The organism is Parafrankia discariae (assembly GCF_000373365.1).
Taxonomy (GTDB): Bacteria; Actinomycetota; Actinomycetes; order Frankiales; family Frankiaceae; genus Parafrankia; species Parafrankia discariae.
Map to the genome: position 1 here is coordinate 1 of NZ_KB891227.1, position 17,017 is coordinate 17,017.

Consider the following 17,017-nt stretch of genomic DNA (forward strand, 5'->3'; position numbering starts at 1 on the left):
CGGGTTCTACACGCCGCGGAAGCGGTTGATAGCCGTGAGGTGACGGGCCCGGGTCCGTTCGTCCCGGATCCCCAGCCCCTCCTCCGGCGCCAGACACAGCACCCCGACCTTGCCCTGATGGGCATTCCGGTGCACATCCAGCGCCGCCTGCCCCGTCCGCTCCAACGGATACACCTTCGACAACGTCGGATGCACCAACCCCCGCGCCACCAGCCGGTTCGCCTCCCACGCCTCCCGGTAGTTCGCGAAATGCGACCCGATGATCCGCTTCAGGTTCATCCACAGATACCGGTTGTCGTACTCATGCATGAACCCACTCGTCGACGCGCACGTCACCACCACCCCACCCTTACGCGCCACATACACCGACGCCCCGAACGTCTCCCGCCCCGGATGCTCGAACACGATGTCCGGATCCTCCCCACCCGTCAGCTCCCGGATCCGCGCCCCGAACCGCTTCCACTCCCGCGGGTCCTGCGTCCGCTCATCCGACCAGAACCGATACCCCTCCGCCGCCCGGTCGATCACCAGCTCCGCACCCATCGCCCGACAGATCGCCGCCTTCTCCGCCGACGACACCACACACACCGGGATCGCCCCACCCCGCAACGCCATCTGCGTCGCGTACGACCCCAACCCCCCCGACGCCCCCCAGATCAACACCACATCACCCTGCTTCATCCCCGCACCGTTCCCCGACACCAACTGCCGGTACGCCGTCGAGTTCACCAACCCCGGCGCCGCCGCCTCCTCCCAACTCAAATGCCCCGGCTTCGGCATCAACTGGTTCGCCTTCACCAACGCCAGCTCCGCAAGACCACCGAAATTCGTCTCGAACCCCCAGATCCGCTGCTCCGGATCCAGCATCGTGTCGTTGTGCCCCTCCGGACGCTCCAACTCCACCGACAGACAGTGCGCCACCACCTCATCCCCCGGATGCCACGCATGCACCCCCGGCCCCGTCCGCAACACCACCCCCGCCAGATCCGACCCCACCACGTGATACGGCCGATCATGCTTGGCCGCCAACGGCGACGACCGCCCATACCGCTCCAGGAACCCGAACGTCGACAACGGCTCGAAGATCGACGTCCACACCGTGTTGTAGTTCACCGACGACGCCATCACCGCCACCAGAGCCTCACCCGGCCCCAACTCCGGCGTCCCCACCTCATCCACATGCAACGACTCCCGCGGATCCTTCTCCCGCGACACCCGCCCCTCGAACATCCCCACCTCCGCCTTACGCACCACCACACCCCGGTACGACTCCGGCACCGCCAACGCCCCGAACTCCGCCCGCCGCTCCGGCGAAGGCCCCCCACCGGCCATGATCGCTTCCAGGATCCGCTTCATTCTCGATCTACCTCCGGCGTCGGTCGGGTGCCCGGCCGCGGATCGCCGCCGCCGGGCGTGGTGGACGACCCGCAGGTTGGCGGGCCAGCAGAACTGAGGGGTGTCGGCGTGCCGCGCGACGCGATAGAACTTCTGGGACAACCTTGGAGGGTCGGCGCGCGTCAGACTTTGCGTGACCGCGCCCATGACAGTCGTGGAAGGGTGGCGGCCCGTGCCTGCGCGGAGCGACGCCGCCCGTAGCGCCGTCGCGCGGGACGCCGACGCCGCTCTGACGGCGTTGTACTCCGAGCACTACCGATCCCTCGTCCGTCTCGCGGCACTGCTGCTGGATGACATCGGGCTGTGCGAGGAGGTCGTGCAGGACGCCTACATCCGGGTGCACGGCGCCTGGGGTCGGCTCCAGGACCGGGACAAGGCGCTGGCGTACCTCCGTCAGACGGTGGTCAATCTCGCACGGTCCACCCTCCGGCGTCGACTGGTCGCTCTCAAGCACGCTCCCAAGCCGATGCCCGACGCCGCGAGCGCCGAAGAGGGGGCCTACTCTCTGGTCGAGCGGGCCGCCGTCGTCCAGGCACTGCGGGAGCTGCCCAGACGGCAACGAGAGGCGGTCGTGCTCCGCTACTACGCGGACATGTCGGAGGCTGACGCCGCCGCGGTGATGGGCTGCAGCGTCGGGTCGGTGAAGGCCTACACGTCACGGGGGCTGGCGGCACTGAGCGGCAAGCTGGAGGGGCTGCGGTGAGCAGCGGGCTCGAGCCTGAGGAGCTCACCCGCCTGTTGCGGGCGGCGGTGGAGCCCGTGCGGGCGTCGCCCGACGCGCTGCACCGCATCCGGGCCGGGGTGGAGCGCCGCCGCTGGTGGCGCCTGCCGCTGATGGCCACCGGCGGCGTGGCGATGGCCGCGCTGATCATCCTGGCCATCGTCGCGGTCCGGCCGAAGTCGTCGAACCAGCAGGTCGTCGAGCCCGCCGCGCCGCCGCTGGTGTCCTCGGTGATCCCCGAGACCAGCCGGCCGGCCACCGCGTCCACCGGCGGGTCCGGTGGCTCGAACGGCGGCAACGGCGCCTCCGGCGGTACCCGGCCGCCCCGGGCCACGTCGTCGCCCTCGTCGGCGGCGACGACACCCCCGTCCACGGTCAGTCCGTCGAGCCCGCCCGCGAGCGCGACACCGGGGCCCGGTGGTTCCAACAGCCTGGATCTGCCCATCCCGGTCAACCGCCCGGCGGCCGCGAACGACGTGGACGGTGACGGCACCGCCGACCAGGTCCGGGTCAACGCGAACGGGACGAAGGTCGAGGTGACCTTCTCCCGCAGCGGCAGGAACACCAGCGTCGACCTGCCCGCCGGCGTACAGCTCCCGACGGTGCACGCCGTCGTGGACGCGAACGCCGACGGTTTCGCCGACATCCTGGTCCGTACCGCGAGCAGCGCCGGTGTCGAGGACTACGCGATGTTCCGCTACGCCGCGGGGGACGCGCTCGCCCCGGTCACCCTCGGGCCCGGGGTGCGCCTAGCCGCCGGCCAGCGCGACAACACCGGCTTCGGCTTCGACTGTGACAACACCGGGCTGCGCATCATCGCCGGCACGTCGTCGAGCGTCGGAACGGACTTCCAGGTCGTTACCACCCCGCTCCAGCTCACGCTGGAGGGGCTGGTCACGGCCGGCCAGGGCACGACCAGCCAGCTGACGGCGGCGAGTGCCGCCGACCTGTTCCAGGCGGCCTGCGGCACCTTCTCCTGACCCGTCCGCCGCTTCCGGAGCGGTCTTCCGCCCGGCGCGGCGGGCGATGTTCGTCACACGGGGCCGTCCCGGGCCTGGTCCGGCGGTCGGCACCCCCGGCGCGTCCATCAAGATCACGTTATTGTTGCGGGGAGAGCTTTGTTTCTCCCCACCCGTCCGGCCGTCGAGGCCGTCGGAACGCGGTCGCGGCACATCGCGGGGGGCAGCCTCGCGGCACATCGCGGGGGTAGCCTCACGCCGCATCGCGGGGATAACTGTGCAGGGCCGGTGGCGCGGGAGCCGGTACCCGTGACCTAGGAGGCGTCCATGCCTGGTTCTGTCATCGTGGCCGGTGCGCGCACCCCGATCGGCAAGCTCTCCGGCGCCCTCAAGGACTTCACCGCGGTCGACCTGGGTGGCATCGCCATCCGTGCCGCGCTGGAGCGGGCCGGCCTGACCGGCGACGCCGTCGACTACGTGATCCTGGGCCAGGTCATCCAGGCCGGCGCCGGCCAGGCCGCCGCCCGCCAGGCCGCGGTCAAGGGCGGCATCCCGATGACGGTGCCGTCCACCAGCATCAACAAGGTCTGCCTGTCCGGCCTGAACGCCATCTCGCTGGCCGATCTCTACATCTCCAGCGGCCAGTACGACGTCATCGTGGCCGGTGGCATGGAGTCGATGACCCGCTCGCCGCACCTGCTGCCCGCGCTGCGCGGCGGCGTGAAGTACGGCGACACCACCCTGACGGACTCGATCGCGGTGGACGCCCTCACCTGCGGGTTTGACCAGGTGTCGATGGGCCTCGCGACCGATCGGTACAACTCCCGCTACGGCATCACCCGCGAGGAGCAGGACGAGTTCAGCGCCCGCTCGCACCAGCGGGCCGCGGCCGCGGCGAAGAACGGCCTGTTCGAGAACGAGATCGTCCCGGTCGAGGTGCCCCAGCGCCGCGGTGACCCGATCGTCGTCAGCGCGGACGAGGGCGTGCGGGGCGAGACGACCCCGGAGAGCCTGGCCAAGCTGCGCCCGGCGTTCGACAAGGCCGGTTCGATCACCGCCGGCTCGGCCTCGCAGATCTCGGACGGCGCGGCCGCCGTCGTCGTGACGAGCCGGGCGAAGGCCGAGGAGCTGGGCCTGCCGATCATCGCCGAGATCGGTCACCACGGCTACGTGTCCGGTCCGGACCCGTCCCTGCACTCCCAGCCGTCGAACGCGATCCTCGCCGCCCTGGCGAAGGAGAAGCTGACCCCGGCCGACCTCGACCTGGTCGAGATCAACGAGGCGTTCGCGGCCGTCGGCATCCAGTCGATGCGCGAGCTGGGGATCGGCCCGGACATCACCAACGTCAACGGTGGCGCGATCGCGGTCGGCCACCCGGTCGGGATGTCCGGCACCCGGGTCGCGCTCACCCTCATGCTGGAGCTGCAGCGGCGCGGTGGCGGCCTCGGCGCGGCGGCGCTGTGCGGCGGCGGCGGCCAGGGCGACGCCCTGGTGCTGCGCGTCCCGGCGTGATCTCGGGCTCCGGCGTGAGCGCGGGCTCCGCCGGGGTCGCTCCATCTCGGCCAGCGGGATCCGGGCGCGCGGCGCGCGGCGCACGCCCGGGCCCGGCGGAGCTCACCGCCGCCGCCCTGGCCGGCGAGCGGCGCGCGGTGGCCCGCCTGATCTCGCTCGTCGAGGACGAATCTGACGCCCTGCGCGAGGTGAGCGCCCTGCTCGCCCCGCACACCGGCCGCGCCCGGGTGATCGGGCTGACCGGCGCCCCCGGGGTGGGCAAGTCGACGTCCACCTCGGCGCTGGTCGGCGCCTTCCGGGCCCGCGGGCTGCGGGTGGGCGTGCTCGCGATCGACCCCAGCTCCCCGTTCACCGGCGGGGCCCTGCTGGGCGACCGGGTCCGGATGGTCGAGCACGCCACCGACCCGGATGTCTTCGTCCGCTCCCTGGCCACCAGGGGCAACCTGGGCGGGCTGTCCTGGGCCACCCCGCAGGCGCTGCGGGTCCTCGACGCGGCCGGCTTCGACGTCGTGCTGATCGAGACCGTCGGCGTCGGCCAGGCCGAGGTGGACGTCGCCTCGCTGGCCGACACCACGCTGGTCCTGCTCGCCCCGGGCATGGGGGACGGGATCCAGGCGGCCAAGGCCGGCATCATGGAGATCGCCGACATCCTCGTCGTCAACAAGGCCGACCGGCCCGGCGCCGACCACACCTACCGCGACCTCGTCGCCGCCGTCCGGATGGCCGGTGGCCCGCCGGCTGGCCGCGCGGCGGGTGACGGCGCGGCGGGTGACAGCGGAGTGGGTGGCGGTGGGGCGGCCGGCGGCGGGGCCGGGGAGGCCGGCTGGCGGCCCGAGGTCGTCCGGCTGGAGGCCGTGACCGGGAAGGGCGTGCCGGAGCTCCTGGCGGCGATCGGGCGCCACCACGACTGGCTGCGGGCGTCCGGCGAACTCGAGCGCCGCCGGCTGCACCGCGCGGCCGAGGAGATCTCCCAGATCGCCCTGGCCGGCCTGCGGGCCCGGCTGGGCCGGCTCGACGGCGCGGCTCGGCTGACCGAGCTGGCCCGCCAGGTCCGCGCCGGCCACCTCGACCCCTACACCGCCGCCGCCACCCTGTTGGCCGCCGTCCCGGACCCGCATCCGCCGCGCTCCGGGTGAGGCACGGCGGTCAGCCCGCCAGGGCGGTTCAGTCCACCGGGGCGGTCAGCTGGGAGCCGGCCGCCCCTCGGGGGTCAGGCGGTGGTGAGCTGCGAGGTGGCGGCGATCAGCGAGGTGACGTCCAGCGGCATGCCGAGGACCTGGACGGCGCCCGCCTGGCGCAGGCGGGTCCACTCGTCCGGGTCCACCTCGGTGGTCAGCACCAGGGCGGGAACGGTGGCCGCCACCGGGTCCGCGGCCAGCCGGGGGAGAAGGTCGACCGCGGACACGTCCGGCAGGTCGCGGTCGAGCAGGACCAGCGACGGGCGGGCCCGGCGGATGGCCTCGACCGCGAGCGCCCCGCGCGGCACGCTGATGGTGTCCGCCCCGAGCGCGCTCGCCAGCGTGTCGCTGACCAGCGCGCGCAGCCCCGGGTCACCGCTCACGTGGACCACACGAAGGCCACCCGGCTCGAGCTGCCCGTCGCCGACGAAGTCGTCCGGGTCCTCCTCGGTGTGGTCGTAACGGACGTCCACGGCGTCCAGGACGACCGCGAACACGCTGCCCACCCCGGGCCGGCTGGCAACCGTCAGCACACCGCCCATCGCTGTCACGAGGGCGTGCGAGAGGGCCAGGCCGAGGCCGCTGCCCTCGACCCCGGTGTCCTCCGCCCCGAGCCGCTCGAACGGCCGGAACAGCCGGGACAGTGAGGACGGGGACAGCCCGATCCCGTCGTCCTCCACCTCGATCCGGATCCGCGAACCGGTGACCGGGACCACCCCGACCCGGACGTTGCCGCCCTCCCGGCCGTACTTCAGCGCGTTGCCGACCAGGTTCAGCAGCACCTGCCACAGCCGGCGACGGTCCGCGTCGGCGATCAGCGGCCGGGCCGGGTGGATGATCCGCCGGATGCCCCGGCGCTCGGCCAGCGGCTCGACCAGCTCGACCACGCCCTGGACGATGTCCAGCACGTTCACCGGCCCCTTGTTGATGTCACCGCGCCCGGCGCGCAGCCGCGCCAGGTCGAGGACGTCGTCGATCAGGGCCTGCATGTGCCGGCCGCCGGTGATGATGCGCTCGACGTCCTCGTGCAGGTCGGGCGTGAGCGGTTCGAGCTCGAGGAGCTGGGCGAACCCGAGCATGGCGTTCAGCGGCGTGCGCAGCTCGTGGCCGAGCCGCGCGACGAACTCGTCCTTGGACCGCGACTCCGTCTCGGCGGCCCGGCGGGCCCGGGCGTCGACGGTGTCCCGGGCGACGATCACCATCCCGCCGGCCGGGTCCAGCCGCGCCGTGACCGAGTACGGCGCGGTGGCGCCGGCCAGGTCGATCAGCGCGACGGTGCCCCGCCACGAGCCCGTCCGGGCCAGCGCCTGCGACACCGGGCCGGCGAGCTCGACCCGGCACGAGGGATCGACCACGTCGGACAGGTCGTGCAGGTGCGGCGCCGTGCCGATCCGATCTCCCACGAACGCGCGCGCGGCCGCGCCGAGTTCGAGGACACGCCCGTCACCGCCGACGACCACCACCAGGTCCGTCAGCGTGTCGAGCAGGGTAGTCAGCCCCACCTAAGCCTCGTCTGCCTCGTCATAAGTCTGCATCCACCCCACGGCGGGTCATGGTAGGGCGTACCGTCAGCGCGCGTTGTCCCGGGTTTGGTGGACTCTGGTCAATTCTCACCCAGTATCAACATCCCGTGACGGGTCGGTCGCGAAAAACGGCTCTCCGGTCGGGTGGGCACCCATGGTCCGACTCCGCGCGCAACCAGCCCGGACCGCCGTGTCCGCGGCGCGAGGCATGGTAGGTCTGTCCCCATGCTTGTTGCCTTCAGCGTCACTCCCATCGGTCTGGGCGAGGACGTCTCGGCTCCGGTCGCCGAGGCGGTCCGGGTCGTGCGGGACTCCGGCCTCCCGAACGAGACCAACGCGATGTTCACGATCATCGAGGGTGAGTGGGTCGAGGTGATGGACGTCGTGCGGCGGGCCACCGAGGCGGTCGCGGCCCGGTGCGGACGGGTGAGCCTGGTGCTCAAGGCCGATCTGCGCGCGGGCGTGAGCGACGCGCTGCACGCCAAGGTCGCCAGCGTCGAGCGGCACCTGGCCGCCGGCTGACCGGGTGCCGGCCGCGGCCGGCTGACCGGGCGGCGGGTGTCCGCCTGTTGCCACCGGGGTGACCACGCGCGGAAAAGTGGCCCGGGGGCGTCCTGACCGCGACCGCCGGGTGTAACGATGGAGACATGCAGCGGAGGTCACCTGTCCCACCCGGCTCGCCGCGCAGGGGCGGGCCGGGCAGAATGCCCGACACCCTCGGCGGCCTACGGCTCGCCGGCGCGGTCCCCCTAGACCCGAAGCCGGCCCAGCCGCCGGCGCCCCCCGCCGGCCAGGCCGGCCCCGGCAGTACTCCCGGTGGCGGGCCCGGTGGCGCGGTGCCCGCCGGCGCCGCCGGCCCGGTCGTGATCGACGTGACCGAGGCGACGTTCGCCGAGGACGTCGTGAACCGCTCCATGCAGGTTCCCGTGGTCGTCGACTTCTGGGCCGAGTGGTGCGGGCCGTGTAAGCAGCTCAGCCCGGTCCTGGAGCGTCTCGCCGCCGCCGACGGCGGTCGCTGGGTGCTCGCCAAGGTGGACGTCGACGCCAACCCCGGCCTCGCGCAGGCCGCGGGCGTGCAGGGCATCCCGGCGGTCAAGGCGGTGGTCGGCGGCCGGATCATCGGTGAGTTCACCGGCGCCGTTCCCGAGCGGGAGGTGCGCGGCTGGCTGGACCAGCTCCTGAGCGTCGTCGAGGAGGCGATGGGCGGGCTGCCGGGGGCGGGAGCCGAGGGCGGCCCCGCGCTGCCGCCGAACCTCGCCGCCGCCGAGGACGCGATGGCCGCCGGCGACCTGGACGCGGCCGCCGCGGCCTACCAGGCCCAGCTCGCCGAGGCCCCCGCGGACGCCGACGCCACGCTCGGCCTGGCCCGGGTGGAACTGCTGCGCCGGGTGCGCGGCTACGACCCGGTCTGGCTGCGCCAGCGGCTCTCGGAGAGCCCCGACGACGTCGAGGCGGCGCTCGCGGTGGCCGACCTGACCATCGCCCAGGGCGACCCGGCCACCGGCCTGGGCCGCCTGGTCGACCTGGTCCGGCGCACCTCGGGCGACGACCGGGAGAAGCTGCGGGCCCATCTGGTCGGGCTGTTCCAGGCGCTGGGCGACGACGAGCCGGCGGTCGCCCCGGCCCGGCGGGCCCTCGCCGCCGCGCTGTTCTGAGAACGCCCGTCTGACACCAGCGTCACCGCCGGACCCGACCGGGTCCGGCGGTGCTCGACCGTCAGGCTTCGGGGCCGGGTAGCGCGCCCTCCGCGGGCTCACCAACGGTCAGCTCGTCGCTGTCGCTGTCGCTGTCGCTGTCGCTGTCCTGCGGGCCGTCGGCCGGCTCGTGTACGAACCAGACGGTGCTCAGCGGGGGGAGCGACAGGGCCGCCGAGGCGGGCAGGCCGTGTGACGGTTCCGTCTCGGCGGTGATCCCGCCGAGGTTGCCCATGCCGCCGCCGCCGTAGTCGAGCGCGTCGGTGTTGAGCACCTCGCGCCAGCGGCCCGGGAACGGGAAGCCCAGGCGGTAGCCGACATGGCCGACGCCGGCGAAGTTCGTCACGCACGCCAGCGCCCGCTCGCCGTCCTCGCCCCAGCGCACGAACGCGAACACGTTGTTCTCGGCGTCGCTGGCGTCGATCCACGAGAAGCCGCTCGGGTCGGAGTCACGCTCCCACAGGGCCGGGATCTCCCGGTAGGTGTGGTTGAGGTCGCGGACCAGCCGGGCCACCCCGTCGTGCCCGGCCTCGCCGAGCAGGTGCCAGTCCAGCGAGGTGGCCTCGCTCCACTCGTTGTCCTGGGCGAACTCGCAGCCCATGAACAGCAGCTGCTTGCCGGGATGCGCCCACATGTAGCCGTAGAGCGCCCGCAGGTTGGCCAGCTGGGCCCGGCGGTCACCAGGCATCTTGCGCAGCAGCGAGCCCTTGCCGTGCACGACCTCGTCGTGGCTGAACGGCAGGACGAAGTTCTCGGAGAAGGCGTACATCAGCGAGAACGTCATCTGGTGGTGGTGGTAGGTACGGAACAGCGGCGCCCGCGACGAGTAGTCGAGGGTGTCGTGCATCCAGCCCATGTTCCACTTGAAGCCGAAGCCGAGGCCGCCGAGGTGGGTCGGGCGGGTCACCCCGGGCCAGGCCGTGGACTCCTCGGCGATCATCATCGCGCCCGGCACCCGCCGGTAGACGGTCGCGTTGACCTCCTGGAGCAGCGAGACGGCCTCCAGGTTCTCCCGGCCGCCGTGCGCGTTGGGCACCCACTCGCCGGAGGGCCGGGAGTAGTCGAGGTAGAGCATCGAGGCGACGGCGTCGACCCGCAGCCCGTCGACGTGGAACTCCTCCAGCCAGTAGAGCGCGTTGGCGACGAGGAAGTTGCGCACCTCGGAGCGGCCGAAGTCGAACACGTAGGTGCCCCAGTCGGGCTGCTCGCCGCGGCGCGGGTCCGGGTGCTCGTAGAGCGGGGTGCCGTCGAAGCGGCCGAGCGCGAACGCGTCCCGGGGGAAGTGGGCGGGCACCCAGTCGACGATCACGCCGATCCCGGCGGCGTGCAGCGCGTCGACGAGGTGGCGGAACTCGTCCGGGCTGCCGAAGCGGGATGTCGGCGCGTAGTAGGAGGTGACCTGGTAACCCCAGGATCCGCCGAACGGGTGCTCGGCCACTGGCAGCATCTCGACGTGGGTGAAGCCGTTGTCACGCACGTACTCGACGAGCTGCTCGGCCAGTTCGAGGTAGCTCAGGCCGCGCCGCCACGAGGCCAGGTGCACCTCGTAGACGCTGACCGGGGCGGCGTGCCAGGGGACGCCCGCGCGCCGCTCGAGCCAGGCCGCGTCGTTCCAGGTGTAGCTCGACTCGTGGACCACGCTGGCGGTGGCCGGGGGCCGCTCGGTGGCGAACGCCAGCGGGTCCGCCTTCTGCCGCCACACGCCGTCGGAACCGAGGATCTCGTACTTGTAGCGGGTGCCGGCCTCGACCCCGGGGACGAACAGCTCCCAGACGCCCGACGAGCCCAGCGAGCGCATCGGGAAGCCGCGGCCGTCCCAGAAGTCGAAGTCGCCGACCACCCGCACGCCCCGGGCGTTCGGCGCCCAGACCGCGAAGCTGACCCCCGCGACGGTGCCGGTGCCGGTGCCGGCACCGGAGTCGGAGTCCGGTCCGCGGCCGAGGTGGCGCACGTGCGCGCCCAGGACGTGCCAGAGCCGCTCGTGGCGTCCCTCGCCGATCAGGTGCAGGTCGATCTCGCCGAGTGTGGGCAGGTGCCGGTACGGGTCGTCCACGACGTGGGTCGAGTCGGGGTAGGTGACCTCGAACCGGTAGTCCGGAAGGCCGCCGGGCACGGCGACGGCGAAGATCCCGCCGCTGTGCAGCCTCGTCATCGGGTGGCGCGCCCCGTCGACGAGGACGGTGACGGCGGTGGCGTCGGGGCGCAGCGCGCGGATGACCGTCCAGCCCCGGGCGGGGTGCGCGCCGAGCACGCCGTGCGGGTCGTGGTGCGCGCCGCCGACGAGGCGGTCGAGTGTCTCCCCGGGCAGTCCCACCGGGGGCGCGTTCGCCGGGTCCGGGGCGCCGGCCGGCTCCGGGGCGCCGGCCGGGCGGTCGACGCCGGCCGGGCGGTCCGAGCTGGCCGGGCGGTCCCCACCGGTTGGCCGGTCAGCGGCGGCCGGCCGGTCCACGACGGCGGTGTCGGTGAACCTCGACAGGTTCACCGAGTCAGGGCGCCCGTTCACGGATCCGGTCCGTCTCGTGTCGTCGGGGTCGTCCACTCCGGCCACCTGTCCTTCTCTCATCGTCGAGATCGCGTCCCACCCGGGCAGCGGCCGGTGGGCTCCGTCGGGTCGCTCAGGGCGCGGGAAGCTGCGTGGGCTGCCCGCCGGTCAGCCGTTCGACCGAGCGCAGCGGGATGCTGATCCAGCCCGGCCGGTGCCGCGCCTCGTAGAGCACTTCGTACACGGCCTTGTCGAGCTCGAGACCACGCAGGACGGCGCCGCCGTCCCGGGGGTCGACACCGGACACCGCGCCGTAGCCGCGACAGAAGGCGTCCCGGTTGCGGTCGGCCCACTCCAGCGCCCGGTAGGCGAGCGAGGGCTCGTCGGCGCGCTCGAGCAGCATCGACTGGGCCGCGTAGTCGAACGACCGGAGCATGCCGGCGATGTCGCGCAGCGGGGATTCGAGCAGGGTCCGCTCGGGCACCGGCCGCGCCGGCTCGCCCTCGAAGTCGAACAGCACCCAGCCCGACTCCACCCGCAGCACCTGGCCGAGGTGCAGATCGCCGTGGATGCGCTGGAACGGCGCCGCGTGGTCGGCGACCCGGACCTCGTCGTAGGCGGTCCGCAACGCGGCCTCGAACGGCGCCAGCTCCGCCACGGCCGCCAGCGCCGCGTCGAGCCGGCGGTGCAGGTAGTCGGCGACCTCACCCAGCGCGGCCGCGTCGGCGGGCCGGGTCGGCAGCGCGGCGGCCAGGTCGCGGTGCACCTGGGCGGTCGCCGCGCCGAGGCGCTCGGCCTCGGCGGCGAAGTCGCCGCCCACCTCGTCGGCGTGCAGGTCGCCCTCGGCGTAGAGGTCACGGACGCTGGCCAGGGCCAGCAGCCAGCCCTCGGCCCCGGTACGCAGGAAGTCCTGCATGAACGCGAAGGTCGTCGGGACGCCGGAGAGCTGCCCGCTCAACCAGGCCACCGGCCGGGCCACGTGGCCGCTGCCGGCGCGCGCCAGCACCCGGGTGATCTCCAGGTCGGGATTCGTCCCGGGCCACAGGCGGCGGAAGACCTTCAGGATGTAGGCGTCGCCGTAGACGATCGAGGTGTTCGACTGCTCGGCGCCGACCGCGTGCGCGGGCAGGTCGTCCAGCGACTCGACCGCCGTCGCGGTCAGCCCCTCCCGGCTCTCGCTCCGGCGCAGGTAGTCCAGCAGGGCGGCGCTGCCGTCGGAGTCGTGCAGGCCGTCGTAGACCAGGCCCACCGACGACTCGCCGACGAGGAACCCCTCGTGGCCGAAGGGGGCGTCCGGCCGGATCACCACCGGGACCTGGTAGTGGTCGGGGGGTCCACCGTCGTCGTAGCGGACCTCCACCACCAGCAGGTGCATCGCCGCCTTCACCGCCGCGCCGAGGCTGAGGCGGACATCCTGCCCGATGCGCAGCCTCCCGCCCGGCCGGCCCTTGCCCGCGAACCAACGCTGCCTGGGCAGCCAGTCCGAGAGCAGGGCCGTGAGCTCGGAGTGGTGGTCCGTCATGCCCGACCTCCCTGCGCGTCACTTTTCACTTCGTCATCGGCGCCGATGACTCGGCGCCGAGCCGCCCCCGCCGCGTCCCGCGGCGGTTCTCCTCCGGCCTGGGCCCGCCCGGCATGGGGAGAACCGCGCGGTACCGGAGGAGTGAAATCCTGGCGTCGTCCCGCCCGGAGATCAAGACCGAATCGACCGGTTTCGGCCTGGTCCGGCCCCGCCCGGACACCGCGCGGGCGACGCCGGCCGTGCGGCGGCTGCCCTGGTGTCTACTGAGTGAATTCCCCCGGATTAGACAGAGCGAACCAGTAGTGTCCGTGACCGGGCAGCGTCAGCAGGTACGGAAGCTCGCCGACGGGCGGGAAATGAACCCGGCCGAGCAGCTCCACCGGCACCAGGCCGGCGAAGCGCCGCAGATCGAGCTCGACGGGCTGGGCGAACCGGGAGAGGTTCGCGACGCAGAGCACCCGGTCGTCGCCGAACTCCCGGACATACGCGAACACCGACGGATTCGACGCGCCGAGTTCCTCGTAGGTGCCGAGCCCGAAGACGGGATGCCGCTTGCGGACCTCGATCATCCGCCTGGTCCAGGACAGGAACGACGTCGGCATCCGCTGCTCGGCCTCGACGTTCAGCGCCTGGTAGCCGTACACCGGATCCATGATCACCGGTAGGTACAGTCGGGCCGGGTCGGTGGTCGAGAACCCGGCGTTGCGGTCCGGGGACCACTGCATCGGGGTGCGCACACCGTCGCGGTCACCGAGATAGATGTTGTCGCCCATACCGATCTCGTCGCCGTAGTAGAGCACGGGACTGCCGGGCAGGGAGAGCAGCAGGGCGGTGAACAGCTCCATCTGGTCGCGGCTGTTGTCCAGCAGCGGGGCGAGGCGGCGGCGGATACCGATGTTCGCCTTCATACGCGGATCCTTCGCGTACTCGGCGTACATGTAGTCCCGCTCCTCGTCGGTGACCATCTCCAGGGTCAGCTCGTCGTGGTTGCGCAGGAAGATGCCCCACTGGCAGTTCGGCGGGATCTCCGGGGTCTGCGCCAGGATCTCCGAGATGGGGTAGCGCGACTCCCGCCGCACCGCCATGAAGATGCGCGGCATCAGCGGGAAGTGGAACGCCATGTGGCACTCGTCGTCATTGCCGAAGTACTCGACGACGTCCGAGGGCCACTGGTTCGCCTCGGCGAGCATGACCCGGTCGGCGTACTTGGCGTCGATCTCCTTGCGGACCCGGCGCAGGTACTCGTGCGTCTCCGGCAGGTTCTCCCCGTTCGTCCCCTCCCGCACGTAGAGGTAGGGGACGGCGTCCAGCCGGAAGCCGTCGAGGCCGAGGTCGAGCCAGAAGCGCAGGACCTCCAGCATCGCCTCCTGGACGTCCGGGTTGTCGTAGTTGAGGTCGGGCTGGTGGGAGAAGAAGCGGTGCCAGTAGTACTGGCCGCGCACCGGGTCCCAGGTCCAGTTCGACTTCTCCGTGTCGACGAAGATGATCCGGGCGTCCGGGTACTTCTCGTCGGTGTCGGACCAGACGTAGAAGTCGCCGTACGGGCCGTCCGGGTCGGAGCGCGACGCCTGGAACCACGGGTGCTCGTCGGAGGTGTGGTTCATCACCAGGTCGGCGATGATCCGGATCCCGCGCCGGTGTGCCTCGTCGACCAGGTTGATGAAGTCGCCCAGGTCCCCGAACTCGGGCAGGATCTGGAAGTAGTCGCTGATGTCGTACCCGCCGTCGCGCAGCGGCGAGGAGTAGATGGGCAGCAGCCACAGGCAGTCCACGCCGAGCCACTCGAGATAGTCCAGCTTCGAGACCAGCCCGGCCAGGTCACCGGTGCCGTCGCCGTTGGAGTCGGCGAAGCCGCGGACGAGCACCTCGTAGAACACGGCCCGCTTGAACCACTGCGGGTCCTGGGACGTCGCGGTGTCACCGCCCTCGGCCGCGGTCTCGCGCAGCGGCTGCTCCGCGAACGGCTCCGCCTCGTTCACGGCAGGCGTCGCGCGGTCAGGATGTGGGCGGGCTCGGTCGGCTCCAGGCGGACGTAGTTCTCGCGGCCCCACTGGTAGGTGGCGCCGGTCAGCTCGTCGTGCACTTCGAAGCGGTCGCCCCAGTCGAGCCCGAGCGCGGGCATGTCCAGTCGCACGGTGGTCTCCCGGGCCGAATGCGGGTCAAGGTTGACGACGACGATGACGAGGTCGTCGTCGGGGCGGAGACGGCCGAGGGCGGGTCCGCCCGCCCGGGCCGCGGTGTGCCGTTTGGAGAAGACGGTGATCTCGGGCGTCGCCGACTCGTGGATGTGCAGGTTGCGCATCCAGCGCAGGGCCGGGTGTTCGCGCCGGATCCGGTTGAGCTGGGTCAGGTAGGGCGCCAGGGAGGCTCCGGCGCGTTCCGCGCCGGCCCAGTCCCGCGGCTTGTACTGGTATTTCTCCGAGTCGAGGTACTCCTCGCTCCCGGCCCGCACGGGGGCGTTCTCGTACAGCTCGTACCCCGCGTACACCCCCCAGGTGGGGGAGAGCATCGCGGCGAGCACCGCCCGGATGCGGAACGCCGCCGGCCCGCCCGTCTGCAGGAACCCGGGCAGGATGTCCGGGGTGTTGACGAAGAAGTTGGGCCGCATGTAGTGCGCCGCGTCGACCAGCTCCTGCGCGTACTCCTCCAGCTCCTGGCGTTCGTTGCGCCAGGTGAAGTACGTGTAGGACTGGGTGAAGCCAATCTTGGCGAGGGTGTGCATCATGGCCGGGCGGGTGAACGCCTCGGCCAGGAACAGCACGTCCGGCTCGGTCGCCTTGACCTGACCGATGAGCCACTCCCAGAACTCGACCGGCTTCGTGTGCGGATTGTCGACCCGGAAGATCCGGACGCCGCGCGCCGTCCAGAACCGGACCACCCGCAGAATCTCGTGGTAGAGACCGATCGGGTCCGTGTCGAAGTTCAGCGGATAGATGTCCTGGTATTTCTTCGGCGGATTCTCCGCGTACGCGATCGAACCGTCGCTGCGCACGACGAACCACTCCGGATGGTGCTTCGCCCAGGGGTGGTCCGGCGCGCACTGCAACGCCAGGTCGAGCGCGACCTCCATGCCGAGCGAGCGGGCCCGCGCGACGAAGAGGTCGAAGTCGTCCAGCGTCCCCAGATCCGGGTGGACGGCGTCGTGGCCGCCCTCGACGCTGCCGATCGCCCACGGTGAGCCGGGGTCCTCGGGGCCGGGGGTGAGGGTGTTGTTCGGGCCCTTGCGGTTGATCTCGCCGATCGGGTGGATCGGCGGCAGATAGACCACGTCGAAGCCCATCGCGGCGACGGCCGGCAACCGTTCCGCCGCGGTGAGGAAGGTACCCGACCGCGGCGGGTCGAGGCTCGCCCCCTCCGAGCGGGGGAACAGCTCGTACCAGCTGCCGTAGAGCGCGCGCTCGCGATCCACCCACACCCGGTACAGCGGGGTGCGGGTCACCAGCTCACGCAGCGGATGCTCGTCGAGCAGGCTGACCAGCCCCGGGGAGCAGGCGGCGGCGATGCGCTCGTGCGGATCCGTCAGGTCGTCGTCGCGCAGGACCGCGATGGCCCGCGCGATGTCGACCCGGCGGGGCTCGGGCACTCCGGGCAGCGCGCGCAGCAGCAACCGCGCACCGTCCTCGAAGTCGACCGCGAGCTCGTCCGAGGTCTGGCCGGCGCCGACCTTGAGCTCGATGCCGTGCCGCCAGGTGGCCAGCGGATCAGCCCAGGCCTCCACGCGGTAGCCCCACAGGCCCTCACGGCCCATGACGACATCGGCCTCGTAACGGTCCGTGCCCGCGGCGGCGAGTTTCATCCGCGTAAACGGAACTCCCTGGCCGTCGGGGCCGGAAAGAACGACATTGGCTCCGATGAGGTCATGGCCCTCACGGAAGACCGTCGCGCTGACGGTGAGGGTTTCCCCCTCCACCGCCCGCGACGGCCACTGGCCACAGGAGACGACCGGGCGCGCGTCGGTGATGACAACCCGGCCTACTGAACGTCCGATCATCATGGGGACCTTATCCAGACGAACCACGACTCAATGGTCG

At 72.3% G+C, this 17,017-nt stretch carries 12 protein-coding genes; 6 read left to right on the forward strand and 6 right to left on the reverse strand.

All coding sequences use genetic code 11. The features are described 5' to 3' along the window. Nucleotides 1–6: 6 nt before the first annotated feature. A complete protein-coding gene (ccrA, locus tag B056_RS0120430; RefSeq protein ID WP_018503723.1) occupies nt 7–1,356 on the reverse strand; it encodes a crotonyl-CoA carboxylase/reductase in 1,350 nt (449 codons plus the stop codon). Between the two features lie 184 nt (nt 1,357–1,540). On the opposite strand from ccrA, the gene B056_RS0120435 reads away from it, so the two are divergent. From B056_RS0120435 to meaB, 4 genes are all read left to right on the forward strand, one after another. Beyond that, nucleotides 1,541–2,098: a SigE family RNA polymerase sigma factor gene (locus B056_RS0120435; protein ID WP_050796088.1), complete on the forward strand. Its 558-nt coding sequence runs from the start codon at nt 1,541–1,543 to the stop codon at nt 2,096–2,098. After that, nucleotides 2,095–3,096, forward strand: coding sequence for an FG-GAP repeat domain-containing protein (locus B056_RS0120440; RefSeq protein ID WP_018503724.1), 1,002 nt, complete (start codon nt 2,095–2,097; stop codon nt 3,094–3,096). The genes B056_RS0120435 and B056_RS0120440 overlap by 4 nt, the downstream gene beginning before the upstream one ends. A 306-nt stretch (nt 3,097–3,402) precedes the next feature. Continuing rightward, nucleotides 3,403–4,587: an acetyl-CoA C-acetyltransferase gene (locus tag B056_RS0120445; protein ID WP_026239930.1), complete on the forward strand. Its 1,185-nt coding sequence runs from the start codon at nt 3,403–3,405 to the stop codon at nt 4,585–4,587. A 14-nt stretch (nt 4,588–4,601) separates the two neighbouring features. Continuing rightward, nucleotides 4,602–5,723 carry a methylmalonyl Co-A mutase-associated GTPase MeaB gene (gene meaB / locus B056_RS0120450; RefSeq protein WP_035752212.1) on the forward strand — a complete coding sequence of 374 codons (1,122 nt, stop codon included), beginning with the start codon at nt 4,602–4,604 and terminating at the stop codon, nt 5,721–5,723. 74 nt (nt 5,724–5,797) lie between these two features. On the opposite strand, the gene B056_RS0120455 is transcribed toward meaB, so the two are convergent. Beyond that, nucleotides 5,798–7,267 carry an ATP-binding response regulator gene (locus B056_RS0120455; RefSeq protein WP_018503727.1) on the reverse strand — a complete coding sequence of 490 codons (1,470 nt, stop codon included), beginning with the start codon at nt 7,265–7,267 and terminating at the stop codon, nt 5,798–5,800. Nucleotides 7,268–7,513: 246 nt separating this feature from the next. Here B056_RS0120455 and B056_RS0120460 point away from each other — a divergent pair, with 246 nt between their 5' ends. Both B056_RS0120460 and B056_RS0120465 read left to right on the forward strand, forming a co-directional pair. Further along, nucleotides 7,514–7,810 carry an MTH1187 family thiamine-binding protein gene (locus B056_RS0120460; RefSeq protein WP_018503728.1) on the forward strand — a complete coding sequence of 99 codons (297 nt, stop codon included), beginning with the start codon at nt 7,514–7,516 and terminating at the stop codon, nt 7,808–7,810. A 182-nt stretch (nt 7,811–7,992) separates the two neighbouring features. Next, nucleotides 7,993–8,943: a tetratricopeptide repeat protein gene (locus B056_RS0120465; protein ID WP_018503729.1), complete on the forward strand. Its 951-nt coding sequence runs from the start codon at nt 7,993–7,995 to the stop codon at nt 8,941–8,943. 61 nt (nt 8,944–9,004) lie between these two features. Here B056_RS0120465 and glgB read toward each other — a convergent pair whose 3' ends face one another. The 4 genes from glgB to B056_RS0120485 all read right to left on the reverse strand — a co-directional run bounded on the left by glgB (nt 9,005) and on the right by B056_RS0120485 (nt 16,980). After that, entirely contained in the window at nt 9,005–11,521 is a 2,517-nt protein-coding gene (gene glgB / locus B056_RS0120470; RefSeq protein WP_018503730.1) for a 1,4-alpha-glucan branching protein GlgB, read from the reverse strand. Nucleotides 11,522–11,597: 76 nt separating this feature from the next. Further along, complete coding sequence (locus B056_RS0120475; RefSeq protein ID WP_018503731.1) at nt 11,598–12,986, reverse strand: maltokinase N-terminal cap-like domain-containing protein; 1,389 nt, start codon at nt 12,984–12,986, stop codon at nt 11,598–11,600. Between the two features lie 260 nt (nt 12,987–13,246). After that, a complete protein-coding gene (gene treS / locus B056_RS0120480) occupies nt 13,247–14,965 on the reverse strand; it encodes a maltose alpha-D-glucosyltransferase (RefSeq protein ID WP_018503732.1) in 1,719 nt (572 codons plus the stop codon). Further along, complete coding sequence (locus B056_RS0120485; protein WP_018503733.1) at nt 14,962–16,980, reverse strand: alpha-1,4-glucan--maltose-1-phosphate maltosyltransferase; 2,019 nt, start codon at nt 16,978–16,980, stop codon at nt 14,962–14,964. Before B056_RS0120485 ends, treS begins: the two co-directional genes overlap by 4 nt. Nucleotides 16,981–17,017: the final 37 nt, after the last annotated feature.

Coding starts and splice junctions, on each gene's coding strand:
- ccrA (WP_018503723.1), bottom strand. CDS start 1,356: ATGAAGCGGATCCTGGAAGCGATCATGGCCGGTGGGGGGCCTTCGCCG.
- B056_RS0120485 (WP_018503733.1), bottom strand. CDS start 16,980: ATGATGATCGGACGTTCAGTAGGCCGGGTTGTCATCACCGACGCGCGC.
- B056_RS0120475 (WP_018503731.1), bottom strand. CDS start 12,986: ATGACGGACCACCACTCCGAGCTCACGGCCCTGCTCTCGGACTGGCTG.
- B056_RS0120435 (WP_050796088.1), top strand. CDS start 1,541: ATGACAGTCGTGGAAGGGTGGCGGCCCGTGCCTGCGCGGAGCGACGCC.
- B056_RS0120465 (WP_018503729.1), top strand. CDS start 7,993: ATGCCCGACACCCTCGGCGGCCTACGGCTCGCCGGCGCGGTCCCCCTA.
- B056_RS0120445 (WP_026239930.1), top strand. CDS start 3,403: ATGCCTGGTTCTGTCATCGTGGCCGGTGCGCGCACCCCGATCGGCAAG.
- B056_RS0120460 (WP_018503728.1), top strand. CDS start 7,514: ATGCTTGTTGCCTTCAGCGTCACTCCCATCGGTCTGGGCGAGGACGTC.